This is a genomic window from Streptomyces sp. NPDC046727, assembly GCF_040645635.1.
GTDB lineage: Bacteria > Actinomycetota > Actinomycetes > Streptomycetales > Streptomycetaceae > Streptomyces.
Genome location: NZ_JBEYYR010000013.1, coordinates 20,300 through 39,536 on the forward strand (window position 1 = coordinate 20,300; position 19,237 = coordinate 39,536).

Genomic DNA, 19,237 nt, shown 5'->3' on the forward strand with positions numbered 1-19,237 from the left:
GGAGCGGTAGTTGCTGTGACGAATGCCGGTTGCGCGGTGTGCGGCCGAAGCCGATGGCCGGTCTCCTGGCAGACCCGCACGAGGCGGAGGCCGACCGGGTCGCCGCCCTGGTCGTCGCCCTGCCCGGATCGACCGGCGCGCGGGCCGCCGACCGGGCACGACCGGTGTCGGTCCGGCGCCCCACCGGTGCGACGGACGCCGAGTGGGCACACCGGATCGAGAGCCCGTTTCCCGCCGCTGAACGGCCGTTGGCGAAGTCCACGCTCGCCTTCATGGAACCTCGTTTCGGCGCGGACTTCCGTGACGTGCGCGTGCACAGCGATCCGCAGACCCACGAGATGGCGGACCAGCTCGGGGCCCGGGCGTTCACGGCCGGCAACCATGTCTACCTCGGCCGTGGGGAGAGCGAGCACGACCACCTGCTCATGGCTCACGAACTGACACATGTGGTTCAGGGCCGGCAGGGCGCTCCGGCCGCGGTCCGGCGCGCGCCGACTCCGGAAATGGCGGAGATCGAGGAACTGCTCAGCTACGGGCTGTTCGACTGGGCGATCACCGACGAGGACGCGCTGCGCGCCCTGAGTCTGGTGAAGGCTCTACCGAGGTTCCAGCAGGCCGTGGTCTTCGCGAGAGCGGACCTCGCACAGCGGCTGCGCGACAACCTGCCGAAGAACCGGGTAGCCGAATGGGACGCCTTGGCCGCCGACGTCACCGGGCTCCGGGCACCCGCAGCGACCATGGAAGACATCGACGTCAGGCTCTCCTACGGACTGCTCGACTGGGCCGTCTCCCCCAAGGAAGCCGTCGAGGTCCTGGACTTGCTGAAGTCGCTGCCCACGCCACGGCTGGCGACCACACTGGCCGCCATCGACTACGGCAGGCTGATGGCCGCACTCCCTGACGCACGTCGGCGGGAGCTCGCGGACCTGCACGACCGCGCCCTGGGAGCCGGCGGCTCCCGGCAGTCGGAGGAGCAGGAGCATCCTGGGACCTCCGTACGCGCCATCACCTTCCGGTCGGACCACGGAATGCTCAAGGAGAACACCACCGACTGGAGCAGCAACGGGCCACCCTACGGTGAGCCGGAATGGTCGGCGGACAAGGGAAAGGTGACCAGCAGTCCGATCAGCCAGTCCCGCGGCACCCGCGTGTCCGTGGAGCTCGGCATCGACGTGATTCCCCCGAGCGCTCCCTCGGCGCCGGTGAGGCTGACCGGCAGCAGCACAGAACCCGCCCTCAACTTCTCGTACACCGGGAGTCTGCGGGGTGGGGCGAACCAGCGTCTGGCGCTCACTTCGGCAGCCGCGCTGCCCGACGCGATCACCGAACTGGAGGACCGCCGGATCGTGTGGTCCATGGAGTGGCTGGGCTGGCGACACGAGGTGGCGAGGAGCAGGCACACCGTGTTCGTCACCGCGGGAACGCCGGTGGCTCCGGACGAAGTCACGTACAAGAGGATGCGTACCGCGGTGACGATGGTGGGGGAAGTGGCGAAGCGCAGCGGACTCGATCCGCATCGCCTGGTCTCCGGCCTCATGGAGCAATGGGGAACGTACAACCTTCGTGTGCCGCTGCACACGTATCCGTGGGAGCTGGCGGACGACATCAGCCTCGGAGCCCAGTGCATCGACATCACCAACTTCGTCCAGGCACTGATGTGGACCGTCGGGGTACCCGGGACGGCCGTGCCCGTAGTGGTGTGGGCGGTACCGGAGCCGGACAGCGCCCGGGTACCCGTGGAGAGCCTCGCGCCTCACGGCGGACTTCACACGGTCGGCGCCCCCGCCCATCACCCCACCTGGCGGGCCTGGCTGGTGGACGCCAACGGATGCCCGAACGCGTTCGAGGCCGCGCTGCGGTTCGACTACGGAGGCGAACGCCGCTACTACCCGGGTGGTGTGCGGACGAAGAAGGGATTCACCTCCGCGCAGGAGGTCCTCTTCATCTTCCAGTGCCTCGCCTGGATGACCAAGGTGGAACCGTATCAGTACGTCGTACAGCGGGTGGAGACGACGTATCCGCACGGCTCGTGCCGACTGGGCCCCATGAGGTGTCACTAGTGAGCAACGGATTCCCGAACAAGCCCAAGATCCTCCGTGGCGCTTTCATCGAATTCGGCCTCAGCCTTCCGCCGCTGGCCGTGGTCTTCCAGTTCAATCCGGTGCAAGTGACCCGCAACCGCAGCCTGTCGTTCACGTTTCCCGGCGCCGAGGACGCCCGCCACGGCTCTGGGCCCGGAGCCGGATCCAGACGTGACCTGCGGGCCTTCCATGGCCAGTTCGACAATCTGAGCGCACTCCAGAAGAAGCAGCTCGTCACCGTGCAGGAGGAGACGATCGGCTTCGACATCCGGCTCGACGCCACTGACAAGCTGGACGACCGCGACACGATCACAGAGCAGTTCGGCATCGCGCCCCGGCTCGCCACGCTGGAGCAGATGGTCCGTCCGAAGGCGGAGGGCGTGATCAGCGCCGCCGTCGACGCGCTGCTGGGAAAGCCCAAAGGGTTCAGCTTCGCGCGCAGCCCCAATCCGCCGATGGTGCTTTTCATCTTCGGTCGCAAGCGGGTCCTGCCGGTGAACATCACCTCGATGAACATCACCGAGACCGAGTTCAGCACCGATCTCAATCCACTGAGGGCCACGGTGGCCGTCAACCTCACGGTGATCGAGGGCAAGAGCGTGCCGTACCGATACTCGAAGGCCATGTCGGAGGCGATGTCGCTGCTCAACCTGGCCAACATCGCAGAAATCGCCAACGTCGTCGTCCCGGGATGATCGTCCGTGTTCAGCAAACGCTCCCGCTACCGCCAGGTGCCCGACGTGGCCGTGTCCGGCAAGGACGGTCGCACCGTGGTCGCCAAGGATCTACGACTGCTGCCCGAGGTCACCGGGACCTTCACGCACATCCTCGGGGACGGCGACCGGCTGGACCAGTTGGCCTTCCTCTACTACGACCAGCCCCTCCAGTACTGGCGCATCTGCGACGCGAACCCGCAGTTCCTCTCACCACTCGCCCTGACCGGCCAGGAGGCCCTGGTCACCACGTCGTACCAGGTGACAGTGGCGAATGACGACTTGTGGGCGCGGGCACTCGCCGCCCTGTCCGCCACAGTGGGCGTCGAGAACGTGACCGTGCGACACGACACGGCCCTGGAGCACTCCGTGGTGACACTGGAGGGAGAGCAGGTGACCGTCGTGACGGAGCGCCGCACTCCTGTCGTGACCGTGACGCACAACCGGGCCACCGTCGACAGCGCCGCCATCGCCGACGCGATCGAGGGTGCGGGGCTCACGGTCGAGACATGGTCCGTGAGCGGGCCGGCCGGACGACGGATCGTCGTCCCCGTCGCGGCGGGCGGAGGGGCGGGGTCATGAAACACGACCACCTGCGCATCGAGATCGACGGCTCCGAAGTGGAGGAGCTCTACGCCGATCTGGTCAGTCTGGAGGTAGAACTCGACAACGAACTCGCCGGGATGTTCCGGATCGACCTGGCTCTGCTCCTGGGTACCGACGGCACATGGCCGTACGTGGACGACGAACGCTTCGCCCTCTGGCACCGCGTGGTCGTGACCGCGGGGCTGGAGGACGACTTCACACAGTTGATCTCCGGCTACATCACCCACCTGCGCCCGCACCTCGGGAGCCGGCTCGACCAGTGCCGGCTGGAAATCTGGGGGATGGACGCCAGCGTCCTCATGGACCGGGTGGACCGGCTCAAGGACTGGCCCAACAAGAAGGACAGCGACATCGCGGCCGAGGTGTTCGAGGCGTACGGACTCACGCCGGACGTCACCGACACCGAGGTCGTCCACGATGAGCTCGTGTCCACGATCATCCAACGCGAGACGGACATCCAGCTCCTCAGACGACTGGCGCTGCGCAACGGCTTCGAGTGCTTCGTGGAAGCGGACCGCGGGTGCTTCCGACCGCCCCCGACGGACGGCGCGACGCAACCGGTCCTGGCAGTGCACTTCGGCGAAGAAACCAACGTCGACCAGATCCAGCTCGAGGCGAACGCCCTCGTGCCGGTGGACGCCGTTATGACGCAGCTCGACCATGTGAGCGGCAAGATGCTCCAGGCACGGTCCGAAAACGGCCGCCGGCCCATCCTCGGAGCCGAACCGGCCGCCTCGCTCAAGACCCCGCGGGACGAGGCGGGACTGCTCTGCGTCACCCGCGCAGTCACGACCGGCGCGGCGGAAATGTCCGCCCTGTGTCAAGGGCTGCACGACCGCAGCGAATGGTTTGTGACGGCGGAAGGCGACGTCGCCGCGAACGAGTACGGCACCGTCCTCATGCCGCGCGCGACCGTGCTGATCAAGGGAGCAGGCGAGGCGTACAGCGGCGTCTACTACGTCACCCATGTCACGCACCGATTCACCGCGGACGGCTACACCCAGAGCTTCCGCGCCAAGCGCAACGCGCTCAGACCCAAGGGCGACGAAGTCTTCTCGGGCGAGGGCGGTGGTCTCCTCGCCGTACTCACAGGAGGCATCTGATGGAACTGGAACGAACTGTGGCGGATCTGCTGGAGAAGACCGAGCGCCGCTTCTACGGCAAGTACCGCGGGCGCGTGGTGGACGACAGGGATCCCGCCCGGCTCGGCAGACTGAGAGTCAGCGTGCCGAGTGTTCTCGGCCCCGATGTGGTCACGGGGTGGGCCACGCCCTGCCTCCCGTACGGCGGAGCCGCGGACCAGGGCTTCTTGTTCGTACCGGAACGGGATGCCGGGGTCTGGGTCGAGTTCGAGGAGGGTGATCTCGAGTTCCCCGTCTGGGTGGGCACCTACTGGACCCGGCCGGATTCGAACAGCCAGCTGCCCACACCACAGGCGGCCGACGGCAGTACCACCGCCGATGTGCAGGATCCTCCCACCCGGAAGATCATCAAGACCTCGAAGGGCCACACCGTCCAGTTCGAGGACGCCGACGGCAAGGAGTCACTGCTCCTGCGGGAAGGACGTCACGGACACCGGATCACGATGGACGGCGAAGGCTTCACCCTTGTCGACAAGCGGAACAGCACCATCGTGTTCGACAAGAACGGCATCGAGATCACCGACGCGACCGGCAACTCGATCCGCATGACCGACTCCGCCGTGACCATCGCCGACAACCGGAGCAACAGCGTGAAGCTGTCCACTGCAGGCATCGAACTCACCGACACGACCGGCAACTCGATCCGCATGACCGACTCCGCCATGACCCTCCGCTCCGTCGTGCCCTTCTCGATCGACGCGTCGGGCCAGACGGTCACGATCGTCGCGGCCGGCATCGACCTGAAGAAGGGCTGAGCGGTGGTGAGCAAGCTGGTCGTCGTCGAGGGGGATCCGGTCAACGGCACCGACAGGCACAACGTGACCGGCATGACGACCTCGAATCCGCCCGTCCCCTACACCGGCACCGCGGAGTTCACCTATTCCGGTTCGATGACGCAAGGCCTCAGCGACCTCGTGCGGATCGACGACGTCCCCGTGGCCCTGGTGACCAGCCGAAGCACACTCCCACCGTCCGAAACCGCACCCCCTCTCGGCAGGCATTCAGGGCCGACCGGCAGCAGTTTCCTGCCCCCCGCTCCAGTGCCGCAGCCGCTCTCACTGGTGATCACGGACGTACCTCTGGGGACGGGAACGCCCAACGCGGCAGCGGGCAGCGCGCTGCTGACGATCAACGGCGTGAAGGTGCTGCTCGACGGGGACCCCATCGACACCTGCAGCGGCATCGGCGCTCCGGCCGGCTCGAAGGTGTCGGCGCAGGGACAGCCCTTCATCACCTGTACCGCCTAGGAGACACGGTGACCTCACACATCGGATTCCCCTTCGCGGTCGATGAGGCCGGCGGGATCGCCCAGGCACCGGATGACGACCAGCACCTGCACGGAAGGATCATCCAGGTGCTGTTCACCAGGCCGGGAGAGCGGGTGAACCAGCCGGACTTCGGCTGCGGGCTCTTCGACCTCGTCTTCGACCCGAACAACATGATCATGGCCGCCGCCGTCGAGTTCACCATCGGCCAGGCACTCACCCGCTGGCTGGGCGACGAACTGGTGGTGGACGCCGTGGACGTCGGAACGGACGGCGATGCCGCGACGGTGGAGCTCGCGTACATACGCCGTCGCGACCTCACCCGGCGGGCCGTCCGGGTCACGTTCCGGTGAACGCGCCGACCGCCGCACGGACCTCGAGTCATCGACGGAAAACCTTGGACAGGAGTGCTGGTGGAGATCACAGAGGCAGGCGGGCAGCCTTTCATCGATTACATGGCCCGCGACTACGAGAGTCTCCTGGCTGCGATGCGGGAGCGGATCCCGGAGAAGCTGCACGAGTGGCGGGACTTCACCAACGAGGCCGACTTCGGGAACGTCCTGCTTGAACTCTTCGCGCACATGGGCGATCTCCTCAGCTACTACCAGGACCGGGTGGCCAACGAGAGCTTCCTCAGCACCGCCCGCACCCGACGCAGTGTCATTGAGCACCTACGACTGATCGGGTACGAGTTGAGCACGGCCGCACCGTCCACGACCGTCCTGGCGATCGCCGTCCCGGCCGAGGTGGAGCAGCAGGTACAGATCCACCCCGGGGACGCATTCGCGACCAGCAGTACCCGGGACAGACCGAGCCTGCGCTTCGAGTACGTCGACGACGCACCGATCACGATCGACTTCAGCAATGTGGAGGTCGATCCCCTTACCGGGATGCGGGTGTTCGGACCGGGCGACCCGGCCGCGCCCCGGCCGGGCCCCGTTCGAGGCGGCATCCCCGTGAAGGAGGGGCGACAGATCCGCGACGAGCTTCTCGGTGTGTCCGACGGTACACCCAATCAGCGCTTCGCCCTGATCCAGTCGCGGCCGGTCCTTCGACCGCCGGGCAGCACACCGCACGCCCTGCAGGACCTGCGGATCAGGACTCATCTGCTCGGCAAGGCGACGGACTGGACACGGCGCGACAGCCTGGCGTTCAGCAAGCCCGGCATGCCCGACTACGTGGTCGAGATCGATGCGGAGGACCGGGCAACCATCGTCTTCGGAGACGGCAGAGGCGAAGGCGACGAGGCCGGGAACGGCAGGTTCGGGACGATCCCGACCAAGGGAGCCGAGATCAGAGCCACCTACCGCGTAGGAGGCGGCAGAGCCGGCAACGTACCGGCTCACGCCATCACCACCATCATCGGCGCACCCCAGCTGGTGCGGCTCCAGGCCAAGGTCTTCAACCCTCTCCCGGCCACCGGCGGCGCCGACAGGGAAGACATCGCACAGGCGGTCCGTCGGGCCCCCGCGGTGTTCAGATCCCTGCGGCGTGCGGTGACCGCCGCCGACTACGAGGCACTGGCGCTCAGCTTCAACGGCGTCGGCAAAGTACGTGCTCTCGCCACCAGCTGGAGCAGGGTGTGGCTGTACGTGGCACCCCAGGGCGGCGGGAACGTCAGCGACGTACTCCAAGCGGATCTCCTCGACTACTTCGAGGACAAGAGAATGATCGGTCAGATCGTCGAGATCAAAAACGTGTCCTACGTCGCCATCCACGTCACCGCCGAAATCGGCATCGAAAGCTTCTTCGTGCCATCGGAGGTGGTGGCCGCGGTCCAGCGAACGGCTGCGGAACTGCTCGCTTTCGACCGGGTCGGCTTCGGGGACACGGTCCATCTGAGCCGGTTCTACGACCGGATCCAGGACGTACCCGGCGTGGACTTCGTCAACATCACCGAGTTCCGGCGGGGCGACAGCCCCCAGCCGCTCATTGCCCAGCACGGAACGATCGAGCTCGGCCCCCACGAGGTCCCCATGGTCCCCGACGCCCCGGGCTACGAGGCAGGACTCAAGGTCGAGCTACTGGAGCGGGGGAGGCTTTCAGCGTGAAGCTGCTGGACATCACCGCGAAGGCCCATCCCGACGGCCACCGGATCGACATCGCCTGGCGCTATCCGCCCGGCACGGATGCATCCGTCGGTGTGGCCGTGGTCCGTGGCCGGCATGACTATCCGGCCACACCGAAAGACGGAGTGCCGGTCGACGAAGGCGTCGGTATCACAACGGTCACCGACAGACCGGTCCATGGCGAGAGAACCTATTACTACGCATTGTTCCCCTTCACCGGAGATCCGCCGGTATTCGACGCCCCGTCGACGGACGACGCCAGGCACAATCGGACCACCGCGATGGCCACGACACCGTACGGCTTCGCAGAGCTCCTGCACTCCCTGCTGCCCGCGGTGTACCACCGGTACGACGCCGAGCGCAGTCAACTGCGCCGCTTCCTCGAACTCCCGGGCGGCGAACTCGACCGGCTCTACAGCCATGCGCGAGCGGCGCTGGGACTCGTCGACCCGCTGTGTGTCGACGGGCGCCTGCTACCGCTGCTGGCCCACTGGATCGGCTGGCACACCGACTACCGGCTGCCCCTGGCCGCACAGCGCAACGAGGTTCGCTCCGCGCCCCACATCTACCAGGCCATCGGCTCAGTCCGAGTTCTCGACGCAACCGTGGCCAGGGTCACCGGCTGGACCAACCGCACCAAGGAATTCGTGCACAACGTCGCACGTACCAACGAGCCCGAGTGCCAGACCCTCTGGGGTGCGCTGCGCGACTCACAGGGGCAGTGGTCGGAGCCGGCCCTCGCATCCGTGCACTTCGTCCACGACGGACGACCCGCTGCGGTCCCTGGGCCCGGCAACTCGGCTCAGCTCTTCTACCACACCCGCCGCGCGCATGACTGGGACATCTGGGGCAAGCGTCTCGCAGACGGCGTGTGGCAGCCGAGTGCGCCGGTCATCAGCCGACCCGGCGTCGACAAGTACCCCACGGCGGCTGTGCAGGGCGACACCCTGCGGCTGTACTGGCAGGGCCGCGCGCCCGGCGAAAGCATCTGGCGAATCTGGCACGCCGACCGTAGGGGCGAGAAGTGGTCCGCGCCCGCCCTGCTCAAGGAAGGGGCATCCGATCAACGGACGCCCGCCGCGGTGGCGGACGACGAGGGAGGCCTCTGGCTGTTCTGGCTCGAACAGGGGGCCGGGACCTGGCAGCTCAAGTACAACCGGCGCGACGCCACCGACTGGCAACTGCCCACCCCCGCAGTCCTTCCTTCGGACAGTGAGCACGACGCCCGCCTCAAGGACGACCTCTTCGTCCTCTTCCATCCCGGCGCCACCGCACCCAAACTGTGGGTGTTCTGGGCCCGTCAGGAACCGGCCGAGCAGAAACAGACCCGGTGGCACATCGTCTACCGCTCCAAGCAGGGGCTGGACCCGAACGCCAGTGACTGGTCCCCCGTCAGACGCCTGACCCGGCAGGCCGACGGGGACCACGACCGCCAGCCGGCCGCTCGCGCAGCCGGGAACGACGCCGTCGAGCTGTTCTGGAGCTCCACCCGCCTGGGTGGCTGGGCACTCTTCCGGAACGTTCTCGACATCGGTTCCGATACCTGGGGCACCGCTCAACAGCTCTTCGCCGGCACCCACGCCATGCGGGCCCCCCTGGCTCTGGACACCGAGGCCGGCACACTCCTCCTCCACCGCTCCAACCAGAGTCTGCGGCACGGAAGCACAGCCTCCGGCGCCCTGACCCTCGACCACCGGTACGCCGGAACCACCACCGTGGACACCCGTGCCCGAGACCGGCTCCCACTGCACGGAACCTTCGAGGACCCCCAGAGGTACCTGTACGACACCGCCCGGAGCGCCGGGCGGGGACGCATCACGCGGGACGCCGTCGGGCTGTACCTCACCCCCCGTACAGAGACCTCCGAAGAGATCCAGGCGGCGGTGTCCCGGCTCGCCGGCGTACTGGAGGAATTCATGCCCGTGTCGGCACGCCCCGTATTCATCACGGAATAGCCGGCCCAAGGCCCGGGAACACAGGGAGAACACCATGGGCGACTATTCCAAGTCACCGCAAGAATTTCTGCAGAAGAGCCGGGAGCAGGGCTATGTGGGCATCCACATGGAGCAGGGTGTACCGATCCTCGATCGCGACCTGAATCTTCTGCAGGACCTGCTGGCCAGCACGGTACGCGACATCGTCACCCGCTACATCGGCAACGGAACGGCCCAGGGCGACGACGGCTTCAAAATCAGTGCCCTGCCCGCCCAGGGCGGACAGAACCAGCCCGACTTCCGCATCACTACTGGCACGGCAGGGACGGGAACCTGTCTGGTCGGCGGAATCGAGGTGCGGATCGCACAGGACATCACGTACAGCAGCCAGCACCTCGACGATCCACTGACCACACCCACCGTTTCCCGCAAGGACCTCGTGTACCTGGACGTGAGCTTGGTGGAGGAGGACGGAACAGTCGACCGGGAACTGCTGAACAGCGAGGACGTCGGCGTCCGGACCTCCGTGAGGCTCAAACCCGCATGGGTGGTCCGGGTGCGCGAGGGGTCCGAGGAGGTACCGGACCCTCCGGAGGAGGGCCATGCGTACCATCGGCTGGCGCTGCTCACCCGTCCTGCGGGCAAGGCCACCATCGAGCAGTCCGACATCCAGGACCTGCGGACTCGTCGTCTGACGGTCTCGCACCTGGAAACCCGGCTGAGTCTCATGGAACGGTTGCTCACCCCCAGGTTCACCCCCGAAGCGGCTCCGGAGTTCACGCCCAGGAGCGGGGTGGTCAACCAGCCGATCATCTTCAACGGCGGCAACTTCGACGTAGGCACGACGAAGGTCCTCTTCGGTGGGCATAGGGCGGATCCCGAGGGGGCCCCGACAGCGACCACGATCGTGGCTCGGGTGCCGGCCGGTCTGACGCCGCATGGCCAACCCGAGCAGGTCGAGGTCTCCGTCGCCAACGATATCGGTGGGGCGACGGCCACCATCAAGTTCACCGTCCTGCCCGATCCCGTCTTCGCTCCGGCCGGGGGACAGTTCAGACCCGATCACGGCGTGCCGCAGACGGAGGTGGTCCTCTTCGGATTCAATTTCGGTTTCGGTACTCCCGAGGTCTCTTTCGGTGACGTGCGGGCCGAGGTGGTGGGCTCGCCGTCACCGACGGAGATCAGGGTGAGGGTGCCCGAGGGCCTGATCCCACCGGGTGCCGAGATTGCCGACGTACCCATCGCCGTACGCACCGCGGCGGGCAAGACCATCAGCCAGGACCTCTTCAAAGCCGAGCCGAGCATCCCCAAACCGACGTTCGGACCAGTTCCCTTCACACCCAAGCTCGGCCAAGTGGGCCAGCCCGTCACCCTCAGCGGCACCAACTTCAACGTCGGCACCCCGAAGGTGTTCTTCGGAACAACAGAAGCCCCGATCCAAGGGGCGCCGACAGCGACCCAGATCGTCGTGAAGGTGCCGGCCGGTCTTGCAGCCGGGCCCGTCGACGTCAAGGTGCAGACCCAGGGCGGCACGGTCACCAGCCCGGCGAAGTTCACAGTCCAGTCCCAGCCATGAAAGGAGGACGACGATGCCGTTCGCCGTTTTCCCGGATCCCCCCACCGCACCCCTGACAGTGGCTGCCGGGGACATCACCTTCACCCCCATCAGTCAACTGACCGGTCCGTCCGTCCCGGCCGGCGCGTACGTCAAGATGATGTTCATCCGCGTCGCCATGGCCGGCGGCTCAAGCCCGCCCGAACTGTTCATCAAGGCGGGGACCGGCGCCGAGGTGAAGATCACTGCGCTCACCACTGCGGTGTTCCGTAGTGACGATCTCGCGGACTACGTCGGCGACGTACAGCAGCTCAGCGAGTCCGGCAATGTCTACAGAATCCGGATGGGGTTCGACAAGGACACCACTGAGGAATGGCAGCTCGGCATCCGGAACAAGGACCTGTCGGCCGCACGCGAATTCACCTGGGTGGTGGCCGATTCGGAGGCCGAAACGGCACAGCCGTGGATCGTCGTGTCCCCGGCGGACCACGCCTTTCGTGTGCTGACCGGCGATTCCCTCGAGCAGCGGGTACAAGTGTCCAACAAGGGAACCGGGCCACTGATCATCACCTCGGTCGCTCCGGCCCTGCCCGCGGGCTTCACACTCGGTTCCCCATTGCCACTGACGGTTCCGCCCTCCGGGACGGCACCGCTGGCGATCAAGTTCGACGCCCCAGGCGCTCCGCCTGCGCCCGACGGCAAGATCAAAGCGATGGTCGCCCTGACCGCCACACCGCCGGACACAACGGCGTCCAGCAGCGCCGGCCACAACCAGAAAGTGTCGCTCACCGCTACGGTCCAGCGCCTGGAGGTCGTCCTCCTGCTGGACGCCTCGGGCAGCATGGCCTCCGATGCACAAGGAGAGTTCGTCCCCCAGGGTTCTCCCGACTCCCGCTGGAGCGAACTCTCCTCGGCGACCAGCCAGTTCCTCGACCTCCTGGCCCACTTCGGCGCGGCACGCGGCAGCTTCGGAATCGCCCGCTTCCCGGCCGCCGATCCGAACAATGCGGCAACCTTCGACCTCGTCCGGATGACGGCCATCCCCCAACCCGATGGCACGGCGACGGCGAAGACAGCAGTCGCGCAGGTGGTTCCCGACGGCGGCACTCCCATGGGCGACGGACTCGATCGAGTGCTCGCCCCGGCGACAAGCTACTTCGGCAGCGACGCGCTCAGCGTAGCGGCGAACCGTCGTTGGCTCGTCCTGATGAGTGACGGCGCCCACAACTCCGGCACGCACATGCCGATGGAATTCGTCGCTCCTCCCACGGGGACGGCCCCGCCCGGAACCTCACTGGCCGACAGGAACATCTCGATGTTCGCGGTCGGCTACGGAATCGAAGGCTTCACGGACGTCAATCACGTGCTGCTGAAGCAGCTGTGCTCCGGTTCGGCCGGCGGCGGCCAGCACCGGGCCGTCGACGAGGAGGGAACCACTGCCACGGGACTCGCGGCGGCCCTGCGGGACGCGCTCAAGTCAGGGCTCGCTCCGACGGCCTCACCAAAAGACCCGAACGGCCTGTTCCTCGCCGGTACTCCGGAAGTGCGCCACGAGGTCCTGCTCAACCAGTTCGACCGCCGCGCGGCCCTGGTGATCAACTGGAACACTCCCGACCAGGCCCGGCTCCGGCTGGAGCTGCTGACACCGCTGCAGGAACGCATCACGCCAGAGACCGCCGGCAGTGGGAATTTCGGCGGCGTCACCTTCCGTGGCGACAACCGCTCCCAAAGCTATCTCATCGACCCAGGGTTCCTCAGCGGCGAGGGACGGACCGGTCCCGCCGGCCAGGCGTCCACGCGCTACGGCACATGGACGCTCGTCATCACCGCGCCCGCCGACATCCCCGCGCCCGATGGCGGACCGGGAGACTTCCGCGCCGAGAAGTACACATACGACGCACTGGTCGACTCCGCCCTGGAGGTGTCGCTCGGCATGGACAAGACCGACTACTTCGCCGGCGACCCGATCACCATCTCCGCGAGGCTGACCGCCGCGGGCATGCCCGTGACGGGAGCGTCGGTCTCCCTCTCCACTTCGGCGCCCACACAATCGATGGCCAACTGGCTCTCCGCCCTCGACATCCCGGCCGAAGCCATGGAACAGGCCCAGACCCAGCTGGACGATCTGGACGCCACTCCCACGCTGGTCAAGAAGCGCGCCGCCAAACTCGCCGGATTCAGCTTCGACCACACCACGCGCGATGTCAGCCTGCAGATGACCGACGAGGAGGGAACGGGCGTCTATTCGGCCACGTTCACGAACACCCAAACGCCCGAGCACTACACGTTCTACGTGACGGCGACCGGCACCATCGACGGCATCGACTTCCGCCGGGAAGCCAAGCAGGAGACGTACGTACTGGTCCAGCCGGACCCGGATCACACCCGGATCGACATCCAGCAGACAGGGCCCGGCGTCGCGAAAGTGACCTTGATCCCACGCGACCGGTTCGGCAACGTGATGATGATCGATCCGCAGGTTGTCGGCGGCTTCGGCCTGACGGCGACCGGCACCGAACACGGCGAGATCGTCAGCCAACTCGACGGCACCTACACCACTGTCGTGCGGCACGACCCAGCAGTCGAACCGACCATCGACTTCTCCTTCGACGGCGTGCCGGTGACCAAAGTGAAATTCCCGCCTCTGCGGGAACTCCACTACCCGAACCGGGTGATCACCTTCGACCCCGGGGTCCTCACCACCAACAACACCCACGGGAATTCGGAAGCCGTCCTGGGAACCGTCCACGACAAAAGTCCGGACGCATTCGTCGCACTGGGGGGTGGCGGACAGCTGGTCGTGGGCTTCGACGGAGACGTCGTGCTGGAAGGGTCCGAGGACGTCACCGTCTTCGTCCGCCCCGACACGGATCTGCGTGCCTACCGGGTCGAAGCCTTCTCGCAAGAAGACCAGGAGTGGGTGAGCCTCGGTGAGTCGACAGGAGTCACCGAAACGTTCGAGCTGCCCGGCAACAACATGAAGTCACCCGCCCTGCGCGTGACCGACATCAGCGGACGCACCCGCGACTCCGACTTGAACCCACTGGCCACACCGGGGGTGAGCCTGCGCGGCATCGGCGTACGGAAGACAAGCGAAGTCCAGTAGGGAAAAGGCCGAGGAGCCCCGCCGTCGCGTCACCCGTAGCGGCGGGGCGGCAACATCGACCGGAAGCGCTGCGACGGCTCCACGCCCAGCTCGTCGAAGAGCAGCCGTCGGAAGATCTCGTAATGCCTGTACGCCTCCACCACGTTGTTCTCCGCCAGATGCACCGCGGCTACGGCACGATGGGCGCTTTCCCTCAGCGGCGCCAAGGCCACGCAGGTAAGGGCTGCCTCCAGTGCGAGACCATGGCAGCCCCGCTCGGTGAGGACGGCACTCAGAGACTCGAGAGCGTGCATGCGCAGTTGACGCAACCGCTCCCGTTCGATCAGCACCCACTCCTCGTCCCAGCCGAGCAGCAATTCACCGCAGGACAGCAATTCCGGCGGGACCTCGTCCCCCAGCGCCGCCGGTCTGTTCAGTACGAGCAGTGCGGCCCGGGTGAAGGAATGGACGTCCACCTGCACGCCGTCCGAAAGCGCAAGGACGCCCCCGCGGCTCTCGACCATCGGATGCCGTCCGCGATGCAGCCGCCAGAGAGCCGTGCGCAGGCTGCCCAGTGCGTTCTCCTCGGTGACGTCCGGCCACAGGGTACCCGCCAGGACAGTCCGGGCCACGGTCCTCTGAAGGCCGAGATAAGCCAGGACCCGCTGACCGTTCGGCGGCACGCTGACGGCTCCGGCGGCGGAGCACTCGAGTTGGAAGGCCCCAAGAAGGCGCATACAGTGAGGCAGCACGGTGCGTCCCTACCTCGTTCTCGTCGACTGCGCGGTGGGTGCCGACAGAATTCCGCTCCCACCAATAGGGAAGGCTATGCAAGCTCGGGCGGGGAAAAATCACCCGTCGCCAACTCCTGCGTGACGCTCAATCCCTTCGAGTGACCCTCATCCGGCAAACGGCCGTCAGCACAAGACCAGCAGCCACTGGCCGAAGCCCGAACCGACGCGCGGGGTCGGCGCCGACCCTGGCGGCCGTGCCGATCGAACCGGGCATCAGGTGCCTACAGATCTCGAACGTGAGGTCGAGGCTCTTGTGCCCCATCCACTCGGCGACGTCCGTGATCGGAATGCCGTTGCTCAGGCAGTTCGACGCGAAGTGCGGGAACGTCCGGGATGGATCGCTAGGGTGGCGCAGCAGGTAGCCGTTGACGGTGCCGTGCTTGTCGGCGCACCACTCGGTGCTTGAGCGGGGCGTACTGGCCGGTGGTCTGGTTGACCTGCTCCGTGACCCGGTACACGTCGTCGGCAACGATGTTGTTGAGGTTCACGGCCGCCGCCTCGCCGTTCCACGGACGGGATCGGAAGAGCACCTCGCCTACAAGGAACGCGCCGTCCGTGCTGCCGAAGAAGGCGGATACAAGGCCTCGGCCGAGAAGGTCAGCAGCGGCGGCGCGATCCGCACGGATGTCCTGAGTGAGGCCAAGACGGCGTCTAGATCGGTTTTGAAGTACAGAGGTCCGAAGAGAACCCCCGCCGGGTAGAAACACGTGATGATCGGGCACGGCGTGCAGGAATAACGGACATGTGGCACACGAACAGTTTGATCATCGCCAATACCAACACGGCTGTCCCATGGCTACGTACGGACGTGTACCCACCCAGGGTCATCCGGCTTCCGGAGCGCCCCCTTCCATTCAGTTTCATACGAAACGCCGCTGCTGGCGTATGCGTACGGGTCGTGATACGTGAGCGGCTGGGAACCATGAAATTCTGGACGCCTGCCGGGGACCACGAACGATATCTCGACGCCGTTACCGAAGCTGCCCGAAGCGCGGGCAGCGGTGCTACGGCCGCTGAGCTCTGGAAGCCAGCCCCCGAGGGAGACGCGACCTGCGCCGAGAGACATGGTCTCTACGACTCGCCCGACCGTGTCGCCGGCAGGAGCATGCCTGTCGCTGCGAAAGTGCAATCGAACAGGACCACAGGTAGATGCGGCGCAGGTGTGCAGCCGTGCGGAGAACCCGCCCGATTCTACGCCGCCGGCTGGTTGTGCGACGCGCACCGTCCGGGTCAGGCCCCTGCACCGTAGACCGAGACGCTGCACTCGGCCGCTGGCGCCAGCCTAGCTGCTTCTCCACCATGGAGTGATCGCCAACCGCACGGTTCAGCGTTCTGCCGACTTCATTCTTGACTGCAACGCCGGGATCGCCGCGATCTTGGCCGGGACAAGGTGATCCCAGAGGATGCCCTCCGGCCGTTGCGGATCCGTGCACTCGATCACTTCATCAGGCGTGATGACCAGATCGACCTTCACGTCATGGTCAGTGACTGGAATCGGGGTGTCGATCGCCTGGAGGCTGTGCACCGTGGTCACCACGAGAGTGCTGGGCCCAATAAGGCCGGCTTCCGTCAGGAGTGCGAACTCCAGGTCGGAGTAGCCGGCGCCTTTGCCGATCCGGGCACCGTCCCGATTGACCGCGACGCTCCCGAGGACGACGACATCGACCGGACGCAGGGAGTCGACCTCGACCATGGGTGCGATCGTGGCCGCAACGCGGCTGGTGGCTGCCTCTTGCGGCGAGACCGGCAGGGCGGCCGGGTCGAGCAGGTAAAAGGGCTTCAGCGCCGCCAGCTTCGGGACTGCCATGTACACGAGCTTGCCCTCGCTCAGGGCACGAACCCGAACAGGTAGCTGGGCCTTGTCCGGCACGGCCTTGATGACGTTCGCATCCTTCCACCCGTCCAGTTCAGCCAGCCGTGCCGCGACCTCGTCGGCCCCTCGGAAGTTGGGAATGCGGCCGTGAGCACTGTCGTCGTAGACCGCGCCGGCGGCGTCGAGAGCGTCCCAGACCCCGTGGATCGTGTCGGATGAGTTGTGGGAGCGGATCGAGCCGCTGCTGCCAAGGAGGGAACGCCGGTTCCGGTATCCGGGCCGGAAGCCGTTGCCGGACCGGCAGGTGCTGTGCGGGATCCTGTACGTGCTGCACACGGACATCCAGTGGGAGTACCTGCCCACGGAGCTGGGATTCGGTTCGGGGATGACGTGCTGGCGGAGGCTGCGGGATTGGAACAAGGCCGGGGTCTGGCAGCAGCTGCACGAGGTGCTGCTGGCCGAGCTGAACGCGGAACGGAAGCTCGACTGGTCCCGCTGCGTGGTCGATTCCTCGCACATCAGGGCGTTAAAAGGGGGAGCCTCACGGGGTCGTCGCCGGTCGACCGGGGCCGGGCCGGTTCCGAACACCACCTGATCACCGACGGACACGGCACCCCGCTGGCGGTCATCCTGACCGGTGGCAACCGCAACGACGTCACCCAGCTCCTGCCCTTGCTGGATGCCATTCCGCCCGTCCGTGGCAGAGTCGGCCGGCCCCGCCGAAGGGCGGTCACGCTCTACGCGGACCGCGGCTACGACCACGACAGCTACCGCGAACAGGTCCGCGCCCGCGGCATCGTGCCCGCCATCGCACGGCGCGGGACCGGGCACGGCTTCGGGCTCGGCGTCTACCGGTGGGTGGTCGAGCGGACCTTTGCCTGGCTCCACGGCTTCCGCCGGCTGCGTGTGCGCTGGGAACGGCGAGCAGACATCCACGAAGCGTTCCTCAAACTGGCCTGCTGCCTGATCAGCCACCGACAACTGAACTCATTGTGTTAGCCGTTGTAAGGCGAGGTTGGTCGTCGGGTGGACGTCGATCCGATACGCGTCCACCCAGATCGACGTGTCTTCGGGGCCAGACAGGAAAATGCCCTCCTCGATAAGAACCATGATCTTGCCGTCGACCGGATGCCTTATCGCTCGCCGATCGCGGCGCAGCAGTTACGCGGCTGCACACGAGTGGCTCCCCATCATCCAACTGCCCTCGTACACGCCAGACCTGAACCCGGTCGAGGGCGTCTGGTCGCTGTTACGGCGTGGGCCGCTGGCCAATACCGCCTTCACCGACGACGAACACCTCGAACGCACCCTCCGACCGGGCCTGCGCCACATCCAACTCCGCCCCGACCTGATCGACGGCTGCCTCACCGGCACCGGGCTCACACTCACCGACCAGCCGACATCAACCCCAAGAGCTCAGAAGTCGTCCTTGTGAACCGCGTCGTTTGAGACGTCAGCTGGAGCGCTGATCAGCTGCTGGAGGTGGTGAATGAAGTCCGGGTCGTCGAGACGGGAGTCGGTGACACGGTCACGCACATCGGTGAGGAGCCATTCCACCAGCTCCGCGGTGGCGTGGTACTCGCTGTGGAACCCCAGGCTCAGGTCGGTGATCTCGTACTCGAACAGCACGTCGACCATCAGGTCCGCCAAGTGCGCGTCGGCGGCCGGGGTCCGGGTGGCGGTCCATATGTCCAGCCAGGGGCGCAGGCTGTCGGTGGCGACGGTGATGAGGCCGAGGGTGTCCCTGATGGACACCGGGCTGGGGTGGGTGTGCAACGTGGCCTGCCACCATGCGGTCCAGACGTTGCGAAGAGCGTCGGCCAGGGGCGCGTCCCAGGTGCTCCAGCCCGCCTCGACCAGGCGGGTGGCGATCATCTCCTCGGAGACGTGGAACTGACCGGCGACAAGGGGGCGGATGATGCGCGGGACGAGGCGGCGGTAGAGACGCGGGAAGTCGTCCCAGTGGCTGGGCACCTCTCCGGCGGCCGCGGACACCATGTCGTCGGGTATGAGGTGCAGCGGCCTGGAGAGTTCGGCGAGTCCCTCCTCGCCGTAGCAGTACGTGCAACCTCCGACGGGGAACGGCTCTTCAGAGGCGAAGGCGCGGTCCAGTGCATCGAGGGCTGTCATGAGCTGCTGATGGTGTGACATGGCGACCTGCCGGGGGACTCCGTCCGGGT

Annotated in this window: 15 protein-coding genes and 2 pseudogenes; 13 read left to right on the forward strand and 4 right to left on the reverse strand. The window is 66.7% G+C overall.

The window, feature by feature from the left end; all coding sequences use genetic code 11:
• Nucleotides 1-53: 53 nt before the first annotated feature.
• From ABZ937_RS18120 to ABZ937_RS18170, 11 genes are read left to right on the forward strand one after another with little or no spacing between them, the layout of a single operon-like run.
• Nucleotides 54-2,060 (forward strand): DUF4157 domain-containing protein, encoded by a 2,007-nt coding sequence (locus tag ABZ937_RS18120; protein WP_361692914.1) that lies wholly within the window; start codon nucleotides 54-56, stop codon nucleotides 2,058-2,060.
• Nucleotides 2,060-2,776, forward strand: coding sequence for a hypothetical protein (locus ABZ937_RS18125; RefSeq protein ID WP_361692916.1), 717 nt, complete (start codon nucleotides 2,060-2,062; stop codon nucleotides 2,774-2,776). Before ABZ937_RS18120 ends, ABZ937_RS18125 begins: the two co-directional genes overlap by 1 nt.
• A gap of 6 nt (nucleotides 2,777-2,782) precedes the next feature.
• Nucleotides 2,783-3,376 (forward strand): hypothetical protein, encoded by a 594-nt coding sequence (locus ABZ937_RS18130; protein ID WP_361692918.1) that lies wholly within the window; start codon nucleotides 2,783-2,785, stop codon nucleotides 3,374-3,376.
• Nucleotides 3,373-4,503 (forward strand): contractile injection system protein, VgrG/Pvc8 family, encoded by a 1,131-nt coding sequence (locus tag ABZ937_RS18135; protein WP_361692920.1) that lies wholly within the window; start codon nucleotides 3,373-3,375, stop codon nucleotides 4,501-4,503. The genes ABZ937_RS18130 and ABZ937_RS18135 overlap by 4 nt, the downstream gene beginning before the upstream one ends.
• A complete protein-coding gene (locus ABZ937_RS18140) occupies nucleotides 4,503-5,297 on the forward strand; it encodes a phage baseplate assembly protein V (protein WP_361692922.1) in 795 nt (264 codons plus the stop codon). The genes ABZ937_RS18135 and ABZ937_RS18140 overlap by 1 nt, the downstream gene beginning before the upstream one ends.
• A 6-nt stretch (nucleotides 5,298-5,303) precedes the next feature.
• Complete coding sequence (locus ABZ937_RS18145) at nucleotides 5,304-5,789, forward strand: hypothetical protein (protein ID WP_361692924.1); 486 nt, start codon at nucleotides 5,304-5,306, stop codon at nucleotides 5,787-5,789.
• A gap of 8 nt (nucleotides 5,790-5,797) precedes the next feature.
• The gene (locus tag ABZ937_RS18150; RefSeq protein ID WP_361692926.1) at nucleotides 5,798-6,160 is read left to right on the forward strand and encodes a GPW/gp25 family protein; all 363 of its coding nucleotides are present in this window, start codon (nucleotides 5,798-5,800) and stop codon (nucleotides 6,158-6,160) included.
• A gap of 60 nt (nucleotides 6,161-6,220) precedes the next feature.
• A complete protein-coding gene (locus tag ABZ937_RS18155) occupies nucleotides 6,221-7,858 on the forward strand; it encodes a putative baseplate assembly protein (protein WP_361692928.1) in 1,638 nt (545 codons plus the stop codon).
• Nucleotides 7,855-9,831 (forward strand): hypothetical protein, encoded by a 1,977-nt coding sequence (locus ABZ937_RS18160; protein WP_361692930.1) that lies wholly within the window; start codon nucleotides 7,855-7,857, stop codon nucleotides 9,829-9,831. Before ABZ937_RS18155 ends, ABZ937_RS18160 begins: the two co-directional genes overlap by 4 nt.
• A gap of 34 nt (nucleotides 9,832-9,865) precedes the next feature.
• Nucleotides 9,866-11,386, forward strand: a complete 1,521-nt coding sequence (locus ABZ937_RS18165) for an IPT/TIG domain-containing protein (protein WP_361692932.1) — start codon at nucleotides 9,866-9,868, stop codon at nucleotides 11,384-11,386.
• Nucleotides 11,387-11,399: 13 nt separating this feature from the next.
• Entirely contained in the window at nucleotides 11,400-14,471 is a 3,072-nt protein-coding gene (locus ABZ937_RS18170; protein ID WP_361692934.1) for a hypothetical protein, read from the forward strand.
• A 29-nt stretch (nucleotides 14,472-14,500) separates the two neighbouring features.
• On the opposite strand, the gene ABZ937_RS18175 is transcribed toward ABZ937_RS18170, so the two are convergent.
• The 3 genes and pseudogenes from ABZ937_RS18175 to ABZ937_RS18185 all read right to left on the reverse strand — a co-directional run bounded on the left by ABZ937_RS18175 (nucleotide 14,501) and on the right by ABZ937_RS18185 (nucleotide 17,375).
• Nucleotides 14,501-15,133 carry a BTAD domain-containing putative transcriptional regulator gene (locus ABZ937_RS18175; RefSeq protein WP_361692936.1) on the reverse strand — a complete coding sequence of 211 codons (633 nt, stop codon included), beginning with the start codon at nucleotides 15,131-15,133 and terminating at the stop codon, nucleotides 14,501-14,503.
• Between the two features lie 292 nt (nucleotides 15,134-15,425).
• Nucleotides 15,426-15,750 (reverse strand): annotated as a pseudogene (locus ABZ937_RS18180) (site-specific integrase); the annotation flags it as partial.
• Between the two features lie 818 nt (nucleotides 15,751-16,568).
• On the reverse strand, nucleotides 16,569-17,375 hold the full coding sequence (locus ABZ937_RS18185; protein ID WP_361693212.1) for a 5-formyltetrahydrofolate cyclo-ligase: 807 nt from the start codon (nucleotides 17,373-17,375) through the stop codon (nucleotides 16,569-16,571).
• On the opposite strand from ABZ937_RS18185, the gene ABZ937_RS18190 reads away from it, so the two are divergent.
• Together ABZ937_RS18190 and ABZ937_RS18195 are read left to right on the forward strand one after the other, a co-directional pair.
• Nucleotides 17,263-18,056, forward strand: a protein-coding gene (locus ABZ937_RS18190; protein ID WP_361693214.1) for an IS5 family transposase whose coding sequence is annotated in 2 segments (ribosomal slippage) — nucleotides 17,263-17,584 and nucleotides 17,584-18,056 — 795 coding nt in all. Because the reading frame shifts where the segments join, the coding sequence is not laid out codon by codon here. The two genes, ABZ937_RS18185 and ABZ937_RS18190, sit on opposite strands and share 113 nt — an antisense overlap.
• Before the next feature lie 163 nt (nucleotides 18,057-18,219).
• Nucleotides 18,220-18,492, forward strand: a pseudogene (locus ABZ937_RS18195) (transposase); the annotation flags it as partial.
• Here ABZ937_RS18195 and ABZ937_RS18200 read toward each other — a convergent pair.
• Nucleotides 18,474-19,208, reverse strand: coding sequence for a hypothetical protein (locus ABZ937_RS18200; protein ID WP_361692938.1), 735 nt, complete (start codon nucleotides 19,206-19,208; stop codon nucleotides 18,474-18,476). The pseudogene ABZ937_RS18195 and the gene ABZ937_RS18200 overlap by 19 nt on opposite strands.
• Between the last annotated feature and the right edge of the window lie 29 nt (nucleotides 19,209-19,237).

Coding starts and splice junctions, on each gene's coding strand:
- ABZ937_RS18170 (WP_361692934.1), top strand. CDS start 11,400: ATGCCGTTCGCCGTTTTCCCGGATCCCCCCACCGCACCCCTGACAGTG.
- ABZ937_RS18140 (WP_361692922.1), top strand. CDS start 4,503: ATGGAACTGGAACGAACTGTGGCGGATCTGCTGGAGAAGACCGAGCGC.
- ABZ937_RS18135 (WP_361692920.1), top strand. CDS start 3,373: ATGAAACACGACCACCTGCGCATCGAGATCGACGGCTCCGAAGTGGAG.
- ABZ937_RS18120 (WP_361692914.1), top strand. CDS start 54: ATGGCCGGTCTCCTGGCAGACCCGCACGAGGCGGAGGCCGACCGGGTC.
- ABZ937_RS18165 (WP_361692932.1), top strand. CDS start 9,866: ATGGGCGACTATTCCAAGTCACCGCAAGAATTTCTGCAGAAGAGCCGG.
- ABZ937_RS18200 (WP_361692938.1), bottom strand. CDS start 19,208: ATGTCACACCATCAGCAGCTCATGACAGCCCTCGATGCACTGGACCGC.